The 22,396-nt window shown below is 37.2% G+C and carries 17 protein-coding genes and 1 tRNA gene; 6 read left to right on the top strand and 12 right to left on the bottom strand.

Features of this window, described 5'->3' with window-relative positions; genetic code table 11:
* Positions 1-156 precede the first annotated feature (156 nt).
* From MYP_RS05300 to MYP_RS05285, 4 genes are all read left to right on the top strand, one after another.
* Complete coding sequence (locus tag MYP_RS05300) at positions 157-885, top strand: zinc-dependent peptidase (RefSeq protein ID WP_197060016.1); 729 nt, start codon at positions 157-159, stop codon at positions 883-885.
* A 394-nt stretch (positions 886-1,279) separates the two neighbouring features.
* Positions 1,280-4,708 carry an isoleucine--tRNA ligase gene (ileS, locus tag MYP_RS05295; RefSeq protein ID WP_045459587.1) on the top strand — a complete coding sequence of 1,143 codons (3,429 nt, stop codon included), beginning with the start codon at positions 1,280-1,282 and terminating at the stop codon, positions 4,706-4,708.
* 15 nt (positions 4,709-4,723) lie between these two features.
* Entirely contained in the window at positions 4,724-5,353 is a 630-nt protein-coding gene (locus tag MYP_RS05290) for a lipoprotein signal peptidase (protein WP_045459584.1), read from the top strand.
* Positions 5,354-5,557: 204 nt separating this feature from the next.
* Positions 5,558-5,989, top strand: a complete 432-nt coding sequence (locus tag MYP_RS05285; protein WP_045459582.1) for a hypothetical protein — start codon at positions 5,558-5,560, stop codon at positions 5,987-5,989.
* A 143-nt stretch (positions 5,990-6,132) separates the two neighbouring features.
* Here MYP_RS05285 and MYP_RS05280 read toward each other — a convergent pair whose 3' ends face one another.
* From MYP_RS05280 to MYP_RS05250, 7 genes are all read right to left on the bottom strand, one after another.
* The gene (locus MYP_RS05280; RefSeq protein ID WP_045459579.1) at positions 6,133-7,488 is read right to left on the bottom strand and encodes an MATE family efflux transporter; all 1,356 of its coding nucleotides are present in this window, start codon (positions 7,486-7,488) and stop codon (positions 6,133-6,135) included.
* Between the two features lie 135 nt (positions 7,489-7,623).
* The gene (locus MYP_RS05275; RefSeq protein ID WP_197060014.1) at positions 7,624-8,031 is read right to left on the bottom strand and encodes a ribosomal maturation YjgA family protein; all 408 of its coding nucleotides are present in this window, start codon (positions 8,029-8,031) and stop codon (positions 7,624-7,626) included.
* Positions 8,032-8,033: 2 nt separating this feature from the next.
* Positions 8,034-10,166, bottom strand: a complete 2,133-nt coding sequence (locus tag MYP_RS05270) for a cation:proton antiporter (RefSeq protein WP_045459575.1) — start codon at positions 10,164-10,166, stop codon at positions 8,034-8,036.
* 258 nt (positions 10,167-10,424) lie between these two features.
* Positions 10,425-11,477, bottom strand: coding sequence for a PorP/SprF family type IX secretion system membrane protein (locus tag MYP_RS05265; RefSeq protein WP_231570011.1), 1,053 nt, complete (start codon positions 11,475-11,477; stop codon positions 10,425-10,427).
* Entirely contained in the window at positions 11,477-15,103 is a 3,627-nt protein-coding gene (locus tag MYP_RS05260; protein WP_045459572.1) for a gliding motility-associated C-terminal domain-containing protein, read from the bottom strand. The genes MYP_RS05265 and MYP_RS05260 overlap by 1 nt, the downstream gene beginning before the upstream one ends.
* A 200-nt stretch (positions 15,104-15,303) precedes the next feature.
* Positions 15,304-16,266: an acyltransferase domain-containing protein gene (locus MYP_RS05255; protein WP_045459570.1), complete on the bottom strand. Its 963-nt coding sequence runs from the start codon at positions 16,264-16,266 to the stop codon at positions 15,304-15,306.
* Positions 16,267-16,514: 248 nt separating this feature from the next.
* Positions 16,515-16,588: transfer RNA gene (locus tag MYP_RS05250), tRNA-Arg, on the bottom strand.
* 129 nt (positions 16,589-16,717) lie between these two features.
* Here MYP_RS05250 and MYP_RS24755 point away from each other — a divergent pair.
* Positions 16,718-17,425, top strand: coding sequence for an outer membrane beta-barrel protein (locus MYP_RS24755; protein ID WP_052429965.1), 708 nt, complete (start codon positions 16,718-16,720; stop codon positions 17,423-17,425).
* Positions 17,426-17,444: 19 nt separating this feature from the next.
* On the opposite strand, the gene MYP_RS05240 is transcribed toward MYP_RS24755, so the two are convergent.
* The 3 genes from MYP_RS05240 to rpoN are packed head-to-tail and all read right to left on the bottom strand — an operon-like array spanning position 17,445 to position 20,373.
* Positions 17,445-18,221, bottom strand: a complete 777-nt coding sequence (locus MYP_RS05240; RefSeq protein ID WP_045459568.1) for an enoyl-CoA hydratase/isomerase family protein — start codon at positions 18,219-18,221, stop codon at positions 17,445-17,447.
* 7 nt (positions 18,222-18,228) lie between these two features.
* Entirely contained in the window at positions 18,229-18,906 is a 678-nt protein-coding gene (locus MYP_RS05235; protein WP_045459566.1) for a hypothetical protein, read from the bottom strand.
* A gap of 3 nt (positions 18,907-18,909) precedes the next feature.
* Positions 18,910-20,373: an RNA polymerase factor sigma-54 gene (gene rpoN / locus MYP_RS05230; RefSeq protein WP_045459563.1), complete on the bottom strand. Its 1,464-nt coding sequence runs from the start codon at positions 20,371-20,373 to the stop codon at positions 18,910-18,912.
* 170 nt (positions 20,374-20,543) lie between these two features.
* Between rpoN and asnS the strand changes: the two genes are divergently transcribed.
* Positions 20,544-21,932 carry an asparagine--tRNA ligase gene (asnS, locus tag MYP_RS05225; RefSeq protein ID WP_045461015.1) on the top strand — a complete coding sequence of 463 codons (1,389 nt, stop codon included), beginning with the start codon at positions 20,544-20,546 and terminating at the stop codon, positions 21,930-21,932.
* 16 nt (positions 21,933-21,948) lie between these two features.
* Here asnS and MYP_RS26015 read toward each other — a convergent pair whose 3' ends face one another.
* Positions 21,949-22,125, bottom strand: a complete 177-nt coding sequence (locus tag MYP_RS26015) for a hypothetical protein (RefSeq protein WP_156140339.1) — start codon at positions 22,123-22,125, stop codon at positions 21,949-21,951.
* A gap of 38 nt (positions 22,126-22,163) precedes the next feature.
* On the bottom strand, positions 22,164-22,346 hold the full coding sequence (locus MYP_RS05220) for a hypothetical protein (protein ID WP_045459561.1): 183 nt from the start codon (positions 22,344-22,346) through the stop codon (positions 22,164-22,166).
* Between the last annotated feature and the right edge of the window lie 50 nt (positions 22,347-22,396).

Below are 22,396 nucleotides of genomic sequence, written 5' to 3'. Positions count from 1 at the left end.
CTGAAATATAGCTCAGAATTCCCTATCTTGAAGGAAATCTTTATGGTCTTGGCGGCTTTCTTTATAATTATATTTCTGATTACCACATTTATTTTCCTTTATGAGACAATAGGAAGGAAAGTATTGAGCCTTGGAGAATGGATCCTTACTAATTTTATGAAGCTCAATCCAATCCAGATTCATATTTTAGAATACAACTTTCGCTACTATCAAAAACTTTCTCCGAATAATAAATTAAAATTTCAGAGGAGGGTTAAGTTTTTCCTGTTAAATAAAAAATTCTACCCTCAGGGAGGTATGAACATCACTGAAGAAATGAAAATTATGATCGGTGCATGTTTTGTTCAGCTAACCTTTGGGCTACGTCCCATTAAATTAAGGCATTTCAGCCGTTTCTATATTTACCCAACCCGGTATTATTCCAAAATAACCAATCTTCAGCATGTCGGTGAAGTGCAGACAGATGGGGCTATTGTATTGTCATGGCAGCATTTTCAGCAAGGGTATGAGATTCCTGACGATGGCTTTAATGTAGGACTTCATGAAATGGCCCATGCCATTAAACTTGCAGACATGTATGATGATGACGATGATTTTGAAGGGAATAGCCTGTTTGACTACAAAGATCTGGTACGCTTTTTCAAAATTGGGAAGACCGAAATAAATGAGATCAAGAAAGATAAAACGCACTTCCTCCGCAAATATGCATCGACCAATATTGAAGAATTATTTGCTGTATCTGTAGAATATTTTTTCGAAAAACCAGAAGAATTCAGGATAGAAGTGCCACACCTATACCAGATTCTTGTTAGGCTTTTAAAACAAGATCCTGCCAATACCCATTTCACAACTTTTACAGAAAGAGAAAGAAAGAAAAGCACTTAACAAACACTAAGCTTTAAAAATCATCACTTTATACAATCGAAACCCTAGAAATAATTAAAACTATTCTCTTTCATTCACAAATCTCTGATTTCAATTACTGATGTCCATTGGTTTTATTGCACCATTTTAACCTGAAAATGGTTAAAAAATGTGATCAATTCTAACCAAAAAGCTCATTTAACCTAAAATTGATTACCTTTGCATTCCTCAAAAAAGGTTAAATTTATCTGATTCTGAAGATTCAAGGGGATGCCAATTCAGAAAACAGAACAAAGTCATTTATTTACAATGCTTTGCCAAAGTCGAGGCAATATTGAAAATATGCCTGAAAAGCAAACAAATATATCAGACTCCTGAAATAAATTTTTAAGAAATTAAAGAAATATATAACAAAGTGAAGTACAGGGAATACAAGAACGTCGATCTTGCAAAAGTAGGAGAAGAAGTACTTTCCTACTGGAAGCAGCATAAGGTTTTCGAACAATCTATAACGAGCAGAGAAGGTGCTCCAAGTTTTACATTTTACGAAGGTCCTCCTTCTGCAAATGGAACTCCCGGTATTCACCACGTAATGGCAAGAACGGTAAAGGATATTTTCTGCCGCTATAAAACTTTAAAAGGATTTCAGGTAAAAAGAAAAGGTGGCTGGGATACACATGGCCTTCCTGTAGAGCTGCAGGTTGAAAAAGAACTTGGTATTACTAAAGAAGATATTGGTAAAAAAATATCAGTAGAAGAATACAACCAGAAATGCCGTGAAGCTGTGATGAAATATAAATCACAGTGGGATGACCTTACTGAAAAGATGGGTTATTGGGTAGACCTTGACAATCCTTATATCACTTTTGAGAAAGCATATATAGAGTCTGTATGGTTTCTGTTAAAGGAGCTATATAAAAAAGGCTTTTTGTACAAAGGGTATACCATTCAGCCATATTCTCCTGCAGCTGGTACCGGACTTAGCTCTCACGAGCTGAATCAGCCCGGAACCTATAAAGATGTAAGAGATACCTCTGCAGTGGCTCAGTTTAAGGTAGCAGATAGCTCAAAGGAAAAAGTAAAAAGTCTCTTGGGTCTATCGGATGCAGAAACAGATCAGACTTATTTCCTGGCATGGACGACCACTCCGTGGACACTTCCTTCAAACAGCGCCCTTGCAGTGGGCGAGAACATTACCTATGTCGCTGTAAAAACATTTAACCCTTATACTTTTAAGCCAGGAATTGTTATCCTTGCTAAAGATCTTGCCGGAAAATACTTCAATGCTAAGAATGCAGAACTGAAGCTGGAAGACTTTAAAGAGGGTGATAAAAATATTCCTTTCAAAACTTTAAAAGAAGTTAAAGGAAAAGAACTTGTTGGCATCAGATATGAACAACTTCTGCCTTATGTACAGCCGGAAGAAGCAGACAAGGCCTTCAAAGTGATACCTGGTGACTTCGTAAGTACTGAAGATGGTACAGGTATCGTTCACATTGCTCCTACCTTTGGTGCAGACGATGCAAGAGTAGCAAAACTTGCTGGCGTGCCTGCTATTACTGTTAAGGATGAAGAAGGCAACCAACTTCCACTTGTAGATAAACAAGGAAAGTTTGTAATTGAAGTAAAAGACTTTCCGGGAGAGTATGTAAAAGAAGCTTACCTGACTGAAGCCGAAAAAGAGGAAGAGAGAAAAAAGCAGGGCCGCGATAAATACCTTTCGGTAGATGAAAGAATCGGAATAAAGCTCAAGACTGAAAACAAAGCTTTCAAAGTTGAGAAGTATGAGCACTCCTACCCTCACTGCTGGAGAACAGATAAACCTGTATTATACTATCCGCTTGATTCCTGGTTTATCAAAACGACTGCTGTAAAAGACAGACTGGTTGAATTAAACAAAACCATCAACTGGAAGCCTGCAAGTACCGGTACCGGACGTTTTGGTAACTGGCTGGAAAATCTTGTAGATTGGAACCTTTCAAGATCAAGATACTGGGGAACTCCGCTTCCTATTTGGAGAACTGAAGATGGTAAGGAAGAAAAATGTATCGGTTCTCTTCAGGAGCTGAATGAGGAAATTCAGAAAGCAAACAAAGCGCTTAACATCACCGCTGAAACTCTTGCTCAAAAAGAAAAGGAATTCAATACAAAGATCTACAATCTTAAATCAATCGAAGATTTGCACCGCCCTTATGTTGATCAGATTGTACTGGTAAGTGAATCAGGCAAACCGATGATCCGTGAGACTGATCTGATCGACGTTTGGTTTGATTCCGGTGCTATGCCTTATGCTCAATGGCATTACCCCTTTGAGAATAAAGATGTATTTGACAATAACTTCCCGGCAGACTTTATTGCTGAAGGGGTTGATCAGACAAGAGGATGGTTCTTTACACTTCACGCAATAGCAGTGATGTTAAAAGACTCCGTTGCGTTTAAAAATGTAATAGCCAATGGTCTTGTATTGGACAAAAACGGAGCAAAGATGTCCAAGAGAGTTGGTAACGTAATCAATCCATTTGAGACCATCGGTCAGTTCGGACCAGATGCGACCAGATGGTACATGATCGTTAACGCACCACCTTGGGATAACCTGAAATTCAATATTGACGGGGTGACTGAAGTTCAGAGAAGATTCTTCGGAACACTTCAGAACACTTATTCCTTCTTCGCACTGTATTCAAATCTTGACAACTTTACCTTTAAAGAAGCAGAGGTTCCTTTAAACAAAAGAACTGAAAGCGACAGATGGATCATTTCAAGACTTAATACCCTTATCAAAAAAGTGGATGAGGCCTATGCTGAATATGAGCCAACAAAGGCCGGCAGAGAGATCCAGGATTTTGTAGTAGACGATTTGAGTAACTGGTATGTTCGTCTCAACAGAAAACGTTTCTGGAAAGGTGAATACAATGAAGATAAGATAGCAGCATATCAGACATTATATACTTGTCTCCTAACAGTTGCAAAGCTTTCAGCATCTATCGCTCCTTTCTATTCGGAAAAACTCTTCCTTGATTTGAACGAAGTAAGCGGGAAAGAAAAAGTTGCAAGTATCCATCTAAGCAAATTCCCAGTTGCTGATGAAAAACATATCGATCTTGATCTTGAAGAAAGAATGTCATTGGCACAGAGAATTTCATCGCTCGTGCATTCTCTAAGAAAAGGTCATACAATAAAAGTAAGACAGCCACTTTCAAGGTTATTGATTCCGGTACTGAATCAGGAATACAAAAACAGAATAGTGGCCGTTGAAGATTTGATCCTTTCTGAGGTTAATATCAAGAAGATCGAATACATCGAAGATACTTCAGGAGTTGTAGTGAAAAAGATCAAGCCTAACTTCAAGAAACTTGGGAAAGAATATGGTCCGAGATTAAAAGAAGTGGGAGCTGCCATCTCTGCAATGACTCAGGATGACATTCAGAAACTGGAGAAAGAAAATGCTTTCAAAATAAAGCTTACAGGAGACATCGTTCAGATATCCCTTGAAGATGTTGAAATTTCTTCTGAAGATATTCCTGGATGGTCTGTAGCAAGTGAAAACGGCGTTACTGTGGCTCTTGACATTACCATTACTGAAGAGCTGAAAAAAGAAGGTATTGCCAGAGATGTTGTGAACAGAGTACAGAACATGAGAAAAGACATGGGTCTCGAAGTTCAAGACAAAATCAAAATCACCATTCAGAAAAAAGATGAGCTGATAGACAATGCCTTGCTTGCAAATAAAGAATATATCTGCAGTGAAACCCAAGCATTATCCCTTGTTCTCACAGAAAATCTAAAAGATGGCAAGCTTGTTGATATGGACGAGCATCAGCTTGTAATGAAAATTGAACTTTAAAAACTATAAAGAGGCATGGCCCTTCAATATAAATACTATAAGTACTACTTCCTTACTCTTGGAGTAATTGTTCTTGATCAGATTGTAAAGCTTCTGGTTCATTTTAAAATGGACTTTGGTTATCCTGGCCAGATCAGAATCTTTGACGACTGGTTTAAGCTTTACTATACAACCAATCCTGGTATGGCTTTCGGTTTTGAATTAGGTATACCTTATGGAAAGCTTATTCTAAGCCTGTTTAGAATCATCGCAATGGTTGCTATTTCAGTGTATTTATATCGACTTGCAAAAAAAGACATGGCTCCCGGTATGCTTTGGTGTATTGCTTTGATACTTGGAGGTGCAATAGGCAATGTAATAGACAGTACCTTTTACGGTGTATTACTGAACAACGCTCCTGACGGCTCAAGCACACCATGGTTTCACGGACAGGTAATAGATATGTTTTATATAGATATCTGGGAAGGCAGACTACCGGAGTGGATTCCGATATTCGGCGGAGAACATTATGCCTTCTGGCCGATTTTCAATATCGCTGATGCTGCTATTTTTATTGGGGTATGTGTTATCCTCATCTGGCAGAAAAGATTCTTTAAAGATGCTGATAAGGAAGAATCTGTGACGGAGAAAGCGGAGAATAATTAATAACAGAATTTTGTATAATAAAAAGCCCTGAAGGAAATTGACTTCGGGGCTTTTTTAATACCCGGACAATATGGAACCCTTTGAATATTTTAGAATTGAAAAAGAAATTACCATTTTAACCAATAATAGTTTATACGTTAATAAAGATTTAACAAAGAAATATTTCTCTAAGAACGGCTTTATTCTAAAATACGAATCTGATGTTTGTATGATTTACAAGAGGGTTCTTTGTTCCAAAATTTCGTCACTTTTAATCCATTAAAATGGAAGAGCGAAATCAAAATAACATATAATGATTCGACAATTTATTTAACCATCAATATAAATACCATTGGTCAGACACCGACTTTGAAGGAGGAGCAACTTTGGGACACTTTTATTTCAAATTTTGAAGTCACTATCCGGACAGAAAAGGATATGACACAAAACAATAAGCAGGCATTAAAAAATACGAAAAGCAATAGTTTTAGACTAGTTGGATGGGCTTTGATAGGGGCAATTGTCTTTGGAATTCCAGCAGGAATGCTTGGTTATTATACAAATATTGATAGATTAGTTGGATTCGGGGCAGGAATTGGAATACTTATAGTAATGATTTATAAAAATGACAAAGAAAAACAATCTAAAGGCAACTAAAATAAATCAGATTGTCTGATGAAAATACTATATGTGGAATAAAGGTTTTCTTCCAAAAAGATTACCACTAGGCACTTGGATATCAGAAATTAATTAAAACGCTAATTATATGACTACTACAGGAGATTGATTTCAAATCCCTTTCAAGACCACCCCAACTCCTTCGACTTCTTCTCAAACCTGTAATAAAGCAACAATGCGGCAATGGTAAGCCCTATCAATAATCCGTACCAAACGCCTTCAACGCCCATCTTCAGCACAAATGCGAACACATATCCTAGTGGCAATGCTATTACCCAATAAGCCAGCAAAGCAATAGCTGTAGGCATCTTTACATCTTCCAGTCCGCGGAGTGCTCCAAGGTAAACAACCTGAATACCGTCAGACAATTGAAAAAAAGCACTGATTAATAAAAGGGAGGCGGCCATTTTACAGATAGATTCTTCATTGATATAAAACCAGGGCAAATCATGTCTGAACAATATAAACACCAGGGCACAGAAACTCATATATAAAACAACAAGGTGAAAAGCAGCTTTTCCTGCATTGCGAACTGCTGCATAATCCTTTCTCCCTAATTCATTTCCAACACGAACTGTTGCTGCTGCACCTATTCCCGTTGCGCCCATATAACTTACCGCGGCCATGTTTAAGGCAATATGATGTGCTGCCATTTCCGAAGCACCCAGCCAGCCAATCATTATAGCTGCCATTCCAAATGCCCCTGTTTCAAAAGCAAGCTGAGAACCCACGGCAATACTCACCCTAAACAATCTTTTAAACTCCCTAAAAGAATAGCTAATTTTTTGCATTCCTTTTATGAAAATATTGGTCCGGGAATATTTGATAACAAATATAAAAATTGAAATAGCCATAAAGATCCTTGCGATGAGGGTGGCCACTGCAGCACCACTTGTGCCAAGCTTTGGAAAGCCATAGTGGCCATAAATCAGGAGATAGTTAAGCAACAGATTCAGTACATTAGCAATTACAGTGATATACATTGCCTGTCTGGTAATGGCAAGACCTTCAGCAAACTGTTTCCAGATCTGAAATAAAATTAAAGGCACTAATGACCATACCAGAATTTTAAAGAAAGGAATAGCCAGTGCCAGTACCTCTTGGGGCTGTTGAAAATATTGCAGAAGCGGAGCAGCAAATAACAGTCCTCCGGAGAGCACTATTGCGGCTATTACATTCAATACAATACTGTGCTTCAGAATCTTTCTTATTTCCAGGTGGTTCTGTTCACCGTCTGCCTTGGCAACTAAGGGAGAAATTCCATAGGTAAGGCCAATGGCAAACATCATAAATGGAACAAACACACTAAAGGCAAATGTGGCCGATGCAAGCGGAATACTTCCTAACCCTCCAACCATAATGCTATCTGCCACTCCCACTGATATATGTCCGAATTGACTAAGAACTACAGGATAAGCTATTCTTAATGTTTCTTTATATTCCTTTAGGTTATCCCTAAACCAACTGCTGAAAATCATATCTATTTCTGAAAGGCTGCAAAATTAAGATTTGCATATAAAGAAACGTCTAAAAAACCATTAAAGTTTATAGCAATAATGAATCAAAAAAGTCTTAAAAAAACATGTAGAACAGAATTAAAGCATTGACTAATACTAAGCTACAGCATCTACTTCCTTTGGTTTTCCCTTAAAAAAGAAATATTCCCCCAGGAATGAGAACCCAATTCCTAATGTGTAAGCGAGAATATCGCTCCACAAAAATGCAAAACCAAGAATAAGAGCACCGATTCTGGTATTTCTTATTGCATCAATCCATGGTGCATGATAAAACTGACTGACTTCAATACAATAGCAGAATGTTAGAGAAAGTACTCCAATGAATGATAAACTTTTCCTGTTAAAAATAAAGGCTATGCCGAAATAGATCATCGCTGCCCAGATAGCATCGCCGAGATAAACATTGATTAAATCAGGGAGAAAAATCTTCCATTTCCGAGCAGCTAAACCAATACCGATAAGGCCTATAATAATAAAGAAATATAATACTCTATTCCTTTTCATATTTATTTCCTATGCCATTTTATAACCCCTTTCAATATCTTACCAATTTTATTGAATCTCTGTAAATCTTCTCTTATCATGGATGTAGTCATTCCATCCAGCTGAAGATTTCTATTTTCCGGATCTTCACTGAATTGCTCAGGATAAACAAGCATGAAGTTATTCTTATCAAAATATTTCTGCAATAATTTTGGTATAGAATCCATAAATATGGTGTGAGATAATGTTGACCTCCTTGCAGAAATAGCAATGAAGAGATCATCTCCTTTGAGCTGACCGGAAAAAAACGGAAAGTCATCCCAATCGGAAAAACCTTTGTAATCAGCATCAATTCCCGGCTTACTTTCATTTACTGCTTTTTTTAAATGTTGCAGGGACTCAGATACACCAAAGAAGATTACCTGGCTATTAATCTGTTTGGATAATTTCTTCACCATGTGGATCCATCTTTTAAAACCAATCTCCAGTTCTGCATTTGGAGGAACCATGACTATAATTTTTTTGATGGTATTCAATGGTTGATGAGTATGCGTTACCACGATCATCTGGTCAGTGCGATAGACAAGGTTTTCAAGCACAGTACCAAACAACTTCTCAGTAGTTGTATTCTTCTCATGCCAACCGATAATGATCTCAGTAATCATCAGCTCTTTTACAGCACGGGCAATTCCATTGGCAATATTCAGATCGATCCTTGATACAACCTCAAGTTTATTCTCTGAAGAAGCTGCATGCTTGATAGCCCTCTCCACCATCTTCTTATTTTGAATGAGTTTGTCTCTTGCTTCTTCATCATCATTTACAACTGAAACAGCATAGATTGGCTGGGACTTATCCGATTCCTTTAACATTGCAGCCATATCGATCTTAGACTCTATACTTGCAGGATTAGTTATGGCAATTAAAATTCTTTCTTCTATTTCATGATATTCTGCCCCACCCTTTGATTCTGCTATAGCCAACTTTCTTCCGGCGCTCTCTGTCACAAAAGAGCTCACCATGCAGGTAACCAGAATAAGGAGTATGGTTCCATTAAGTATAGCTTCATCAAAAAGCTTCAGGTCAAAACCTACGAGTATTACCGCAAGCGTGGCTGCTGCGTGCGAACTGCTTAATCCAAATATTAAATTTCTCTCTATAGAAGAAAATTTAAATATCTTCTGTGTGATAAAAGCCGCCACCCATTTAGTGGACAATGCAAGAACAATCAATACTCCTGCGACAAAAAGCGCTTGATAACCATTAAATAAAACTTTTATATCTACTATCATTCCCACACTGATAAGGAAAAACGGGATAAACAATGTGTTGCCAATGAATTCTATTCTATTCATTAATGGTGAAGTATGAGGTATAAGTCTGTTGAGCGAGAGGCCTGCCAGGAAGGCTCCGATAATAGGCTCTACTCCAGCAACCTCAGATAAAAAAGCTGCCGCGAATACCATTCCTAACACAAAAATGTATTGTGCACCTCCATCTCCTTCGACGTTCTTAAAAAACCACCTGGTAACTTTTGGAAAGATAAAGAGTACTATAAACCCGAATATTGCAAGGGAAATGGCTAATTTCACCCAGAAGGCTGAATCAAGGTTACCACTTACAGAACCAGTAATAACAGCCAGCAATAAGAGCACCGCTGTGTCCGTAATGATAGTACCTCCAATGGCAAGGGTTACCGCTTGCTTTTTTGTAAGTCCAAGTTTACTTGCTATCGGATAGGAAACTAAAGTATGAGAAGCAAACATACTAGCGAGTAAAACCGAGCCCTGAATACTTAGATGTAGGACGTAATAAGAAACAAGAGATCCTAATGTTAGAGGTATAAAAAAGGTAAGTGCCCCGAATATCAGGCTTTTATTTCTGTTCTTTTTAAAATCATTGAGGTCAATTTCAAGCCCCGCAAGAAACATGATATATAAAAGACCAACTGTACCGAAAAGAACGATCCCGGAATTTCTCAATAAAAGATTAAAACCATTAGGACCAACAATCACCCCTGATATAATAAGACCTATAATTCCTGGTATCCTGAACTTCTTTAACACAATAGGTGCAAAGAATATGATAAACAATACCACTGAAAATACTAATACAGGATCTTTAAATGGCAATGAAATATCAAACAAAAACATCATGACTTTTTACTTAAAATTTAATTTACTACTTACTACTATAATTCTATCTTCATCCCTACAAAACCTCATAAAATAAGAGGGAAACCTATAACAGACATCATGCCAAACAGAACAAATTGGATAACAATGAAATTAAAATTTGATTAGAATAATCACATCTCACATTGCTCTACTAAAGCATAAGTGGATAAAATAGTTTTATTAGTTGAAAAAATCTATAAAAAACTAAAAAATATCTACTTATGACTATGAAACTAACTAAAACTTAGGACATGGAAGTCTTTTATACATTTTCCTTTTCAATGGCAATGGATAAATGTACGTAAGATTAAATTCATGAGAACCACCGGTGCGAGCAGTATTCAGTTTTGAAATTGTAAAGTCATAGCTATAAGAGATAACCAATCTTTTTATTCTATATCCCAACAGGACGATCATAGATTCATTATTCTGATTTCTTTCATAACGTTTTATAGGCAGCCCTCTATACCAAAACCCTAACATCAGATCATCATGCATCCCGTATATGCCCACGTCCAGCTGATCTGATTTACCTTGCATTTTATAATAAAAAGTAGGAGTAAGGGAATATCTGCTGGTCTTATCAGGACTATTTGCCTCTCCCCCATCCAATTTTATTTTGTAACCTCCTACAACACCTATTTTCATTGGCAGTCTGTTTACCTCATTGTAAAAAGACTGGTTAGGCATATTAATATGATGGGCAGAAATTCCGAGCCATAGATTATCTGTATAAAATAATGTTCCTGCAGAAAGATCAAAGAAGTTTTTTCTGTTCACCCCAAAATATTCCGAGGTAGGAACGCCAGAATACCCACCGTCCGTATACTGATCAGGAAATGTTAATTGTGCGTAACTAATATTTCTTGAGACATAAGCTCCCTGCAAGCCAAACCTCATTGAAAATTTCGAGGAAAAATTAACTTCCTGAGCATATTGAAGAGCGATATCTGTTGAGCTTATTGTATTTGCTCCCTGCCAATCCTTCATTAAAATTAATCCAACGCCTCCTTTTGTTTTCTTGATATAAGTATCAAGACTTGCTGAGGATGTTATATATTTCGCTTCAAGCTTAGGCCACTGAAGACGTTGATGCAGCACACCTCTCAGGTCATGTGTGCTTCCTGCAAATGCCGGATTTAAATATAAAGTATTAGCATAAAACTGCGAAAACTGAATGTCCTGTGCCTTTACCTTATTAATGGTAACAAACAGACCTGCTATCAAAACCATTATTACTAATTTCAGATTCCAATATCTTAAGCCCAACTTCATTTTGCCTACTACCATTATCTTACAATTGTAACACTACCTTCCATTTTATATGGACCTTTATATTCTTCCGAATCGCCTTCATAAGTGATTACCCATGGATATACACCTATAGGCATGGATTCTCCTTTGTATTGACCATCCCATACATCATTCCTGTCCTTGCTTTCAAAAATTATTTCTCCCCATCGGTTAAAAATCAGCATTCTAAAATTTGTAAAGTTTGAACCAAAGACTTCGTAGGTGTCATTCTTTCCATCCTTATTTGGAGAAAATGAGTTAGAGATATACAATCTCGGAGGACATACCTCTCTTAGTTCAGTAGCGTCTTCAATAGTACAACCATATTCATTAGTAATCCAAACAGAATATCTTCCTGGCAATGCAATGCTTATTGACTGAGTCGTATCCCCAGTCTGATACCATAGATATCTTTTTCCGATTCCTGCTGAAAGTTCATAGAAGGGTATCTCTTCCCTGCAAAACTTTACTAATTCAGGAAGCGACCTGGGAGGTGCAGGATAACTTTGTACAATAAATGATTTATCGGAATTGCAACTTCCAACTTTCACTGAAATTCTATATTCCCCTGCTGAAGAGGCATGATAAATGTCATCATGAATATCAGTAGGTCTTCCATCAATCGACCAGCTATATTCGAGTGAAAGTCCGATTGCATTAAACGTATTAGTAATGATAGGCTTTAGTACAACTTCTTTTCCAGCACAAACTCCAGTATCTGCTGCAACAATCTTTGGCACAGGAATTCCTATCAGAACAATACTGTCTTTATCCTTACAGCCATTACTGTCTTTTACTTCAACAAAATACTTTTGAATTGAATCAGAAGAAATTGCTTCTATAGATGTTGTATTAAAATGTAATTGAGAATGATTGATAAACCAAGTATAAGAAACATTCTCAATATTATTAGCAGATAAAACAACTTTTGTATTTTCACATTCAATAATTGAATCTGACAGAGCTAAAGCCGGAGAAGGCCACACTACAGTTTTTCCGGAAGCTTTGCAGTTCCCGTTCTTAAAATCTACCTCATAAATACCTGATTCAATTATATCAATAACGGAGGTAGTTTTATCAGGCATTATCACTCCATCTTTTTTCCATGTGTAGGTACCAGCCAAAGAATACGGTTGAGAGACAGCATTGATCCTCAAAGAATCATTGAGACAAACATCTTTTGGAAGGCTTAATACTGGAGTTGATTTTGTTATAAGTTGTACCGTATCTGAAAATACACATCCATTGATATCTTTCCCCTTAAGAATAAAAGTTCGATCAGCAGAGGAAATAACTTTCAGTGTAGTCTCTTTACCCACAACAATACCTGACTCATCTATCCATTCATAAGAATATGAAAGAGAAGATTTCACTTCGAAAATAGCCATGTCACCTGTACATTTATTCAGATCAATACCAGCATCTACAAAGGGTAATGGATTAAATAAAACTTTCAATTCATCAGAAACAGGACCACATGGGGCTACTCCCTCTGCCTTTAAGGTAAGTGTAACAAGTCCTGTTTTTTCAACCGGAATAAATCTGTAATAAGTTTGCGCTTTTGAATTGGAAGAAAAGCTTCCCATTCCACCGCTCCATTTTATGTCAGTAGCATTCTTACTGCTTCCTGATATCAAAACTGAATCTTTATCTGTGCATACACTGATTGGTAAACCGGCTTCTACGGAAGGTGCTTGGTTATATATAATCTTAACCTCATCAAATACATCCGGACATGGAGATGCATTTACTGAAGTTAGTCTTAACCGAAATGAATTTGATTTTAACTCAGCAGCAGAAGGTGTGTATGTTGTAATGAGTTTATTATTATCACCAAAAATACCATTGCCTCCTGACCAGATACCACCTGTAGCATTTTTGACAATACCATTCAGATTAATCACTTTTGTTGTTTCGCATAAGATAAGAGAGTCACCGGCTTCTGCTTTCGGAAGTTTCTTAAAACGGATCAGTATGGAATCTGTAGCCGAAGGGCAATTCTCCTGTGCATCTGATTTCAGATATAACTTAACCAATCCCGATTCTCTCTCCTCTTCAGTCGGCTTATATTCAGGGCTAAGTCCAACACGTGAAGAATTAAAAACTCCAGCACCTCCAACCCATTGAACACTTGAAGCATTTGTTAAACTACCACTCAGACGGAAGTTAGAAACATTAACACAAACAAGTGTGTCATTAATTTCGCCGGGTCTGTTTCTTGATTCTGCATCTACCCCGGGATGTGACACCAGATATTCAACTTTCTCTTTTACCATTCTGGCATACCACCAGGTATTTATTGTTTCGGGACACTCTATCTTGCAATCGTCAGTACCTCTGTCTTTCCATTGATGACAACCTCCTGCATTGGAGCATCCGATAAGATTGGCAAGTCCATCAATAGCAGTTCCCGCTTTGAGTTGATTATCGTCCCAGAACAGCTGGGGCTTAGAGCCTGTCGGCCTTACCAAATCTACGATATATCCGTTTTTATGATGCTCAACATCATAAAGCGGAAGATGCGTGATTCCATTTCCATAACTTATCTCTATTTCAACCGATGTTCCGGGGAGCACTATATTCCCTTTACCATCTCTTGTATTCCACTTGATACAGTTCTGTCCCTTCGTAACAGAAGCTGATAGGATTCTATCTGTAGTATTAGCCTGATAACCATCCTGGTCATTTATATCCAAAAGTACTTCTATCTTCCCTGGCTTATCTACAGAAATGTTTATACACCTGTTATCAGGATCACATCCGCTTATAAATGGTTTTTGTAAGAAATTACCGAAGGTACCTGTAGGATAACAATGTGGATCAGGGTCATTAAGAAAGATTTTATATTCAGGATAAGTTACATTGCCAACCCTACTGATTCTGTCGTTAATGGCCATTCCCGTATTTGTACATCCTTTTGAGTTGGCGCTGATGGTAGCACCAAAAGGCTGAATCCCGTTAAAGTCAATTGAAGTAACAATACTATCCGTTGACAGCACATACATCTTCCCATTGAAAGAATAATCAGCATTGGTAGTATTGATATCCCATGTGTAAGACCATAACCGTCCGGGCCTAGCTGTATTTCCGTCAGCAACAGTTATATCAAACAGATCAAAGTATCTCTTTGAATTTGTTATTGTTGTTGGAGAAACCGGATTAAACTCAATATAATAATCTCCATCTGTAAGAGAAGTATATGAAAGGGCATCATAGCCACCAGGAGATAATTGTACAGGACCTGCTACTGCCTGACTGAAGTTCGTAATAAAACCAGCACCGGAGGAAGGCAATAAGGTAGGTCCTATTACTACAGACCCATCAGGACTTTTAAGCCTGAAGTAAACATCTTCATCCGGTTGATTAAAGCCGAAATAAATAACTTCACCAGCTTTGCAGATATGAATATTGAGTCGGTTTTCTTTAGGGGCATCATAGGTCATAAATAATCTGGAACGGTCGAATATCTGAACGACGCCATGATCAGTGGATCTGGGCATTAACTCCTTAGTGCCTTCCGCTATAACCTTACTCGACAAAAACGAAAGCATTAAAATAAATGCATATACCCACAAGGTATGACCTGAAAGATAAAATGGATATTTGCTTTTTAGTTTTCTCATAACAAAGAGACTATAAAAACTATTCTGGCAAAATATTATTGCCAACAATTTATTTATGGTTTCTGAGTTACCAACAGGCTTATGATAAGCTTACGTATATTACAAAGCAATAAACGCCTGGTATCAATCCGTAACAGGATTGATAGGCAAGATGAAAAAAAATAGTTTTCATTTTAATGAGCTCTTCACCTGACAAATTTTCAGCTTACGTTCGAGAAAAAAGAAGTTTTCAATTTTTCAATAGCACTCAAATCGCTTCCGAATTGATTGATCATTGGCAGAGAAACGGAACAGGCATTAGAAGAAAGAATATATTTGACAAAAGTAGACAGAGTCCCGCTCGGCCCCGCATCTATAAAAATATAATCGCCTACCTCAAGAATTCTCTTAATGGTAAATTCAAAATTAACAGGTAAGCGAATTACTTCCCAGAAATAATCTTCATTCAGTACTTTAACAACCTCAGATTTTGCTGATGATATAATTGGTATTTTCATTTCTGATAGATTAATACTCCTCACCAATTGCTTCACTTCCGCTTCAATCGGATCAATAAATTCTGTGTGAAATCCTTGTTTAACTGGCAGTACCTGAGAGATTATATTGAACTTATTTAAATTAAGATGCAAATTCTGAATTGCATGAGGCAAACCACCTACTACAAAATTCTCCTGAAAATTTGTTCCGGTGCATCTGCAATCGGCAAACAGTTCTGGAAATTTGTTTATAATACTTTCTGATTCCATGATTGCCAACATCGATGCAGGCTGTGTCTTTTCTTCGGCAAGTCTGGCTAAATTTATAACTAAGCGAATCCCATCTTCCAGAGATACAGCACCGGAAGCTATAGTAGCTATTAATTCACCAAGGCTATAACCAATAAGGTAATCTGGCTGAATACCCATCTCTTTAAGTACTTTGAACTGGCAGTACTCCACACACAATAAAGCAGGGTTAGTATAAAGCAAGCGATCAAATGGTTGGCTCTTCCCCTCCTGCCCATAAAGAATTTCAACTAATGAGTTTTGAATTAATGGAGCAACGATTTCATTACAATGGTCCATCCAATAGCTGAATACGGTATTATTTTCATATAATTCCCTTCCCATTTGATAGTATTGAGAACCCTGGCCTGAGAACATAAAAATGATTTCTTTATTCATAAAAATCTTCTTGGTGTGTATGAAATTATTTTCACTCAAAACTGTGTGTACTTGCTGATTGATTGCTGTAAAGTCTTAAAACAGGATACGAAAACCAATTTACAGTCAATTTCTAAATTTGAATAATATTGAGTTAAGTGAAAAAACAATTGTTATAAAAATTAGCAAAATCTCAACCACTCACTCAAACTGTCTATAAAAAAATAATGGTAACCGACTATTTATAAGCAGATTACCATCTAATTTTGTGCACTCGTAGGGAGTCGAACCCCAAACCTTCTGATCCGTAGTCAGATGCTCTATCCAATTGAGCTACGAGTGCATTTTCCAATTAAGGAGTGCAAATCTATAAAATAAATCTGCTTTTTTAAAATAGATTTCAAATTACTTCAAACAATTCCTGAAACAATTCCTTTTTTACCTAAGTTTACGATAAGTAAAAACGTGCTCCATGAGAAATATCTTTTTTTACCTTTCATTTCTTCTTATTGCCTTTAATACCAGTGCAAAAACAAGTTCGGATTCTACTTCCAGTCATGACGAATATAAGGGCAGGCACCTCATAAGGGCTTTCAGACTGGATCTGTACCTGAATCAACTGGCTGATCATCCGGGGGAATTAGATTTAAGCGCTTGGGGATCAAGAGGGGCAGCTTTTGGCCACTATTTTCATGTAAAAATTGTCAAAAAACTCTATTTCACCCCAGGGATCAGTCTGGCTTTTGACAATTATTCCTTTTCAGCAAAAAACACCAATCTATTTATGTCTCAGGACTCTTTAGTCGTCTTTGCAGATATGGATCCTGAAAAAACATATAAAAAGTCAAAATTAAGTCTGACTTATCTGGATGTTCCGCTTGAATTAAGATTTCAATCTAAACGTTACTGGCCAAGGGCTGTCAAAGTGGCTGTAGGATTTAAAGCCGGCGTCCTTTTAAAGTCAATGACAAAAGTAAAATTCAAGGAAAATGACGAAACAGTTAAGGAAAAAGAAATAAGAGACTTTAACGTTAACAGGTTTCGTTATGGACTTACAGCCCGGATAGGTATTGGAGGAATGAGTTTATATGGATATTACAGCTTAAACAAGCTTTTTAATGATAACAAAGGACCGGATGCAACTCCATTTCTTGTAGGCTTAACATTTTCCTCCTTTTAAAGAAGCTTAGAATGAATATCTATTCTCCTTTAAAATCAGGTCTCCTTTTAGTTATGAATGCTGCAACTCCCTCTTTAAAGTCATTTGTGTGAGCTGCTTTTTCCTGGAAGACAGCTTCCTTATCCAGCATTAAAGATAAAGAGTTTTCGCTGGATTCCGTAACCAGTTTTTTTATAAAACCGATGGCTTTGGTCGGAGCAGCTACAAAATAAGCCGCTAATTTTTCTATTGTATCTTCCAGCTCTTCTTGTTTTATAGCAGTGTTTATTAGGCCATAGTGCACAGCCTCCGTAGCAGTAATTGTTTTTCCCAAAGCGAAAAGTTCGAATGCTTTGAGACTTCCAGCCAATCGCGGTAAAAAATAAGATATTCCAGTATCCGGAATCAAACCTATTTTTACAAATGAAAACCCAAAAGATGCATTTTCTTCTGCAATCACCATATCAGCTGCTAATGCCAGTGAACATCCAGCTCCTACTGCAGGTCCGTTTACCAAAGCAATTACAGGGATATTGAGTGTTCTTATCCATGTTACCATAGGGTTGAACAAAGCCTTAACGACATCAGATACACTGGAATCTTTAATATTGATTGACTTCAGATCAAGACCACTGCAAAAGCCCTTTCCAGCTCCGGTTAGAATTAAGACTTTTATCGTTTTGTCATCATTAACTTCTTTTAAAGCCTGCTGAATTTCTCTGCAAAGGGTTTCATTAAGAGCATTATACACTTCCGGTCTGTTCAGAGTTAATCTTGCAGTTCCGCCTTTTTTTTCCAATAAAATATGCTGGTACATGATCTTGTTATCCGTTTAAAACAAAATAAAATATGCAAAAGTTAACAATAAATCCTGTTAAGACTCCAGTAATGATTTCCATTCCTGTATGGGCTTTAAGAAATAATCTGGAACTCATGACAAAACCGGATATTAGAATAAAGGTTAATATAGGGTAAAACAAATCATTATCCGCAAACCTCATTGAAAGCATTACCAATATTACAACAGATCCTGAAAGGCCGGTTGCATGAGCACTAACCTTATAAAAAAGCGTAATTAGGGAAAGCACCAGAATTGTTACTCCTATCGCTGCGACCAGATATATTATCAATCCACTCATGTGCAGATAAGCATCAAAGAAATATGCCAGACTGCTATAAAATATTGCAGTAATCAGGTAAGGAACGATCCTTTCCCTTCTGTTTCCCATAAAAAAAGCCTTGAGATTCATCGTCCTGTTGGTGAGTTGCAGGAAGATGGTCATGAGGAAAATAGGTAAAATACAAGTTGTAATGAATATAAGCAGCAAGAGATAGTATTTGCCTTGTTCACTAAGCGTGCTGAAAGTAGCAGGAGCAAAAAAGATCAAACAAGCGAACACATATGTTGGCAGTATTACAGGATGAAAAAGTACAGAGAGTATTGTCGCTGTACTTTTTAAAATTTTGAATTTTCTTTTTGCTTGCTTGTATCTTGTTACCACTCTTTATAATTCCTTTCTTAATCTGGCAACAGGGATATTCAATTGTTCCCTGTATTTTGCGACTGTCCTTCTTGCAATCGGATAGCCTCTTTCTTTCAGAAGTTTTTCAAGTTTTTCATCTGAACAAGGCTTCCTCTTATCTTCTGCATCAATAATTTCCTTAAGAATATGTTTCACTTCTCTACTGCTGACATCCTCCCCTGATTCTGTGGAAATTCCTTCTGAAAAGAAATACTTTAATGGGTAAATTCCAAATTCTGTCTGAACAGATTTACTATTTGCCACTCTGGATACTGTTGAAATATCCATATTAATCTCCGTTGCGATATCTTTTAATATCATTGGTTTCAGTTTGGCTTCATCTCCTTCCAGAAAAAAGTCATACTGATATTTTACAATGGCTTCCATGGTTCGCATAAGCGTCAGCTGTCTCTGCTTGATAGCATCAATAAACCACTTGGCTGCATCAAGTTTTTGTTTGACAAACGACACTGCCTCCTTAAGTTTTTTATCTTTCTTGGCACTTTTGTCATAAGTATCAAACATTTCAGTATACGATCTGCTGATTCTTAACTCTGGAGCATTTCTGGAGTTCAGAGAAAGCTCAAGTTTTCCATGATTATTGACTAAAATAAAATCAGGAATAATGTATTGAGTTTTGACGTCATCAACAGCACCTCCTCCAGGTTTAGGATTCAGTTTGGTAATCAGATGTATGGCCTGTTTCATAAGGTCATCATCGATATCCAGTCTTTTCTGGATTTTATCGTAATGTTTTTTAGTAAATTCTTCGAAGTTTTCTTCAACAATTTTAAGCGCAACTTCAACTGCAGGATCAGTATCGTCTTTTCTTTCAAGCTGAAGAATAAGACATTCTTGAAGAGATCGAGCACCTATACCTGCAGGATCAAATTGCTGAATTCTGAAAAGTATTTTTTCTATTTCCTCTGCATTGGTTTCGATATTCTGACCAAAAGCCAGATCATCTACAATTTGCTCTAATTCTCTTCGAATATAGCCATCACTGTCAATGCTTCCGATGAGTTGTTTTCCAATATTCGTCTGACGTTCATCCAGCTTCAGGAATCCTAACTGACTGATAAGTGAATCGGCCAGTGTAGAACCGCTGGCTATGGGCATTTCTTTGTCTTCATCTTCACTAGGACCATCTCCGACCATTTTATATCCACTGATATCATCATCACGGATATAGTCTTCAACACTTAATTCGTCATCGTTATAATTATCGCCATCTCCTTCACCTTCCTCCTGATCATATTCACTTTCAGACTGACTTTCCTCCGAAGAATAATCCTCTTTACCTTCTTCCAGTGCCGGGTTTATTTCAAGCTCTTCCTCAATTCTGCTCTCCAGCTCGGCAGTAGGGATCTGCAGCAGTTTTATAAATTGAATCTGCTGAGGTGAAAGTTTTTGTTGTAAAGTCTGGTTTAATCCTAATTTTTGCATAAAAACCGACATTAAAAATTTGAAAATTCTGGGAAGCCAAAAACCATGCCGACCCCGACAAAATTATTATATTTTGATAAAACTTTGCCTAAAAAGGTAAAATATCCTTTTTTTGCTAACAGATTATCAGATTTTAATGTTTCAATTTTAGTTTTAATTCTTTTTTGACTGTGAAAAGAACAAAAATAACACACCTCCTGAATTCCAAGGAGTTTGGAAAATCATTCAATGTAAAAGGTTGGGTAAGGACGAAAAGAGGAAATAAGAATGTCTCCTTTATAGCGCTTAATGACGGCTCTACTATAAATAATATACAAATCGTAGCAGAAGCTTCTTCTTTCAGTGAAGAAAATCTTAAAGATGTCACTACAGGAGCCTGCATTTCTGTCACAGGAAAGCTTGTTGAGTCTCCTGCACAGGGACAACCTGTTGAACTGCAGGCAATAGAAATCGAAGTTCTGGGAACTGCTGATCCTCAAACTTTCCAGTTGCAGAAAAAAGGACATACTCTGGAATTTTTAAGAGAAATCGCTCATTTACGTCCCCGTACGAATACCTTTGGAGCTGTCTTGAGAATCAGACACCACATGGCTTTTGCGGTAAATAAATTCTTCAATGACAAAGGATTTGTATATCTGCATACACCGATCATTACCGGTTCTGATGCTGAAGGTGCGGGAGCGATGTTTAGGGTAACAACTCTGGATGCTGCAAACCCTCCTAAAAATCCTGACGGATCTGTTAACTATAAAGAAGATTTCTTCGGAAAAGAAACCAATCTGACAGTATCCGGTCAGCTGGAAGGTGAGTTGGGAGCAATGGCACTTGGTGAAATTTACACCTTCGGACCTACCTTCAGAGCTGAAAACTCCAATACTGCAAGACACCTTGCTGAGTTCTGGATGATTGAGCCTGAAATGGCATTTTATGACATCCATGACAACATGGATCTGGCTGAAGAATTCCTAAAATACTTGGTGCAATATGCACTTGACAACTGCTCTGACGATCTTGAATTCCTGAATAAAATGTATGATAAGGAATTGATCGACAGGTTAAAATCTGTTGTCAATACACCTTTTGAAAGAGTGTCTTATACCACTGCGGTTGAAATACTCCAAAAAAGCGGACAAAAATTCGAGTACAAAGTCGACTGGGGAACTGACCTTCAGTCAGAGCATGAGCGTTATCTTGTTGAAAAACACTTTAAAAAACCTGTAATTCTGACAGATTATCCTGAAAAGATTAAAGCTTTTTACATGAAGCAAAATGAGGATGGAAAAACTGTAAGAGCAATGGACGTGCTTTTCCCTGGTATCGGAGAAATCATTGGTGGATCTCAGAGAGAAGAAAACTATGAAAAACTGCTTCGCAGGGTTAAAGAGGTGGGGATTCATGAGCAGGATATCTGGTGGTACCTTGAAACAAGAAAATTCGGAACGGCACCTCACTCTGGCTTCGGACTTGGCTTTGAAAGATTAATGTTGTTCGTAACAGGAATGGGTAATATCAGAGATGTTATTCCTTTCCCAAGAACTCCGCAAAGCGCAGAGTTTTAATAGCACAAATCTAGTTTTAAATAATAAAGAGGATATCTTTTCCCGGATTGGAATAAGATATCCTCTTTTTGTTTTTTGGCTTTTTCGGTTTTTTAGGATAAGATGGACAGGTTGCACAGGACTTTTTAAACACTGTACAAGCAGGCACAAGGACCATCTGTATTGCGAACACAAACAGTATTACTTTTTTCATAGAATTAAAAAATTAGTAAAAAATAGATAGAAGGTGTTTTAAACAAAAAAATGAACTGTTTCAAATGACACAGAAGCCCTTTTTTTACTTTTAGCCTTAGGGTATTTTTTCCCTTTTTTGTCAAAATCAGGACAGGTATTGCAACCCTTCTTACCTGCGGCACAGGCAGATAATATGAGTACAAATAATGTCAGAGATAATATCTGTATTTTTCTATTCATTGGAAACTTGGTTTTTGACGTTCATATATTATAATTACCTCTTTTTTCCT

The organism is Sporocytophaga myxococcoides, from assembly GCF_000775915.1.
Taxonomy (GTDB): domain Bacteria; phylum Bacteroidota; class Bacteroidia; order Cytophagales; family Cytophagaceae; genus Sporocytophaga; species Sporocytophaga myxococcoides_A.
The sequence above is the reverse complement of the archived record's forward strand: the minus strand, read 5'-3'. Positions and strand labels throughout refer to the sequence as shown.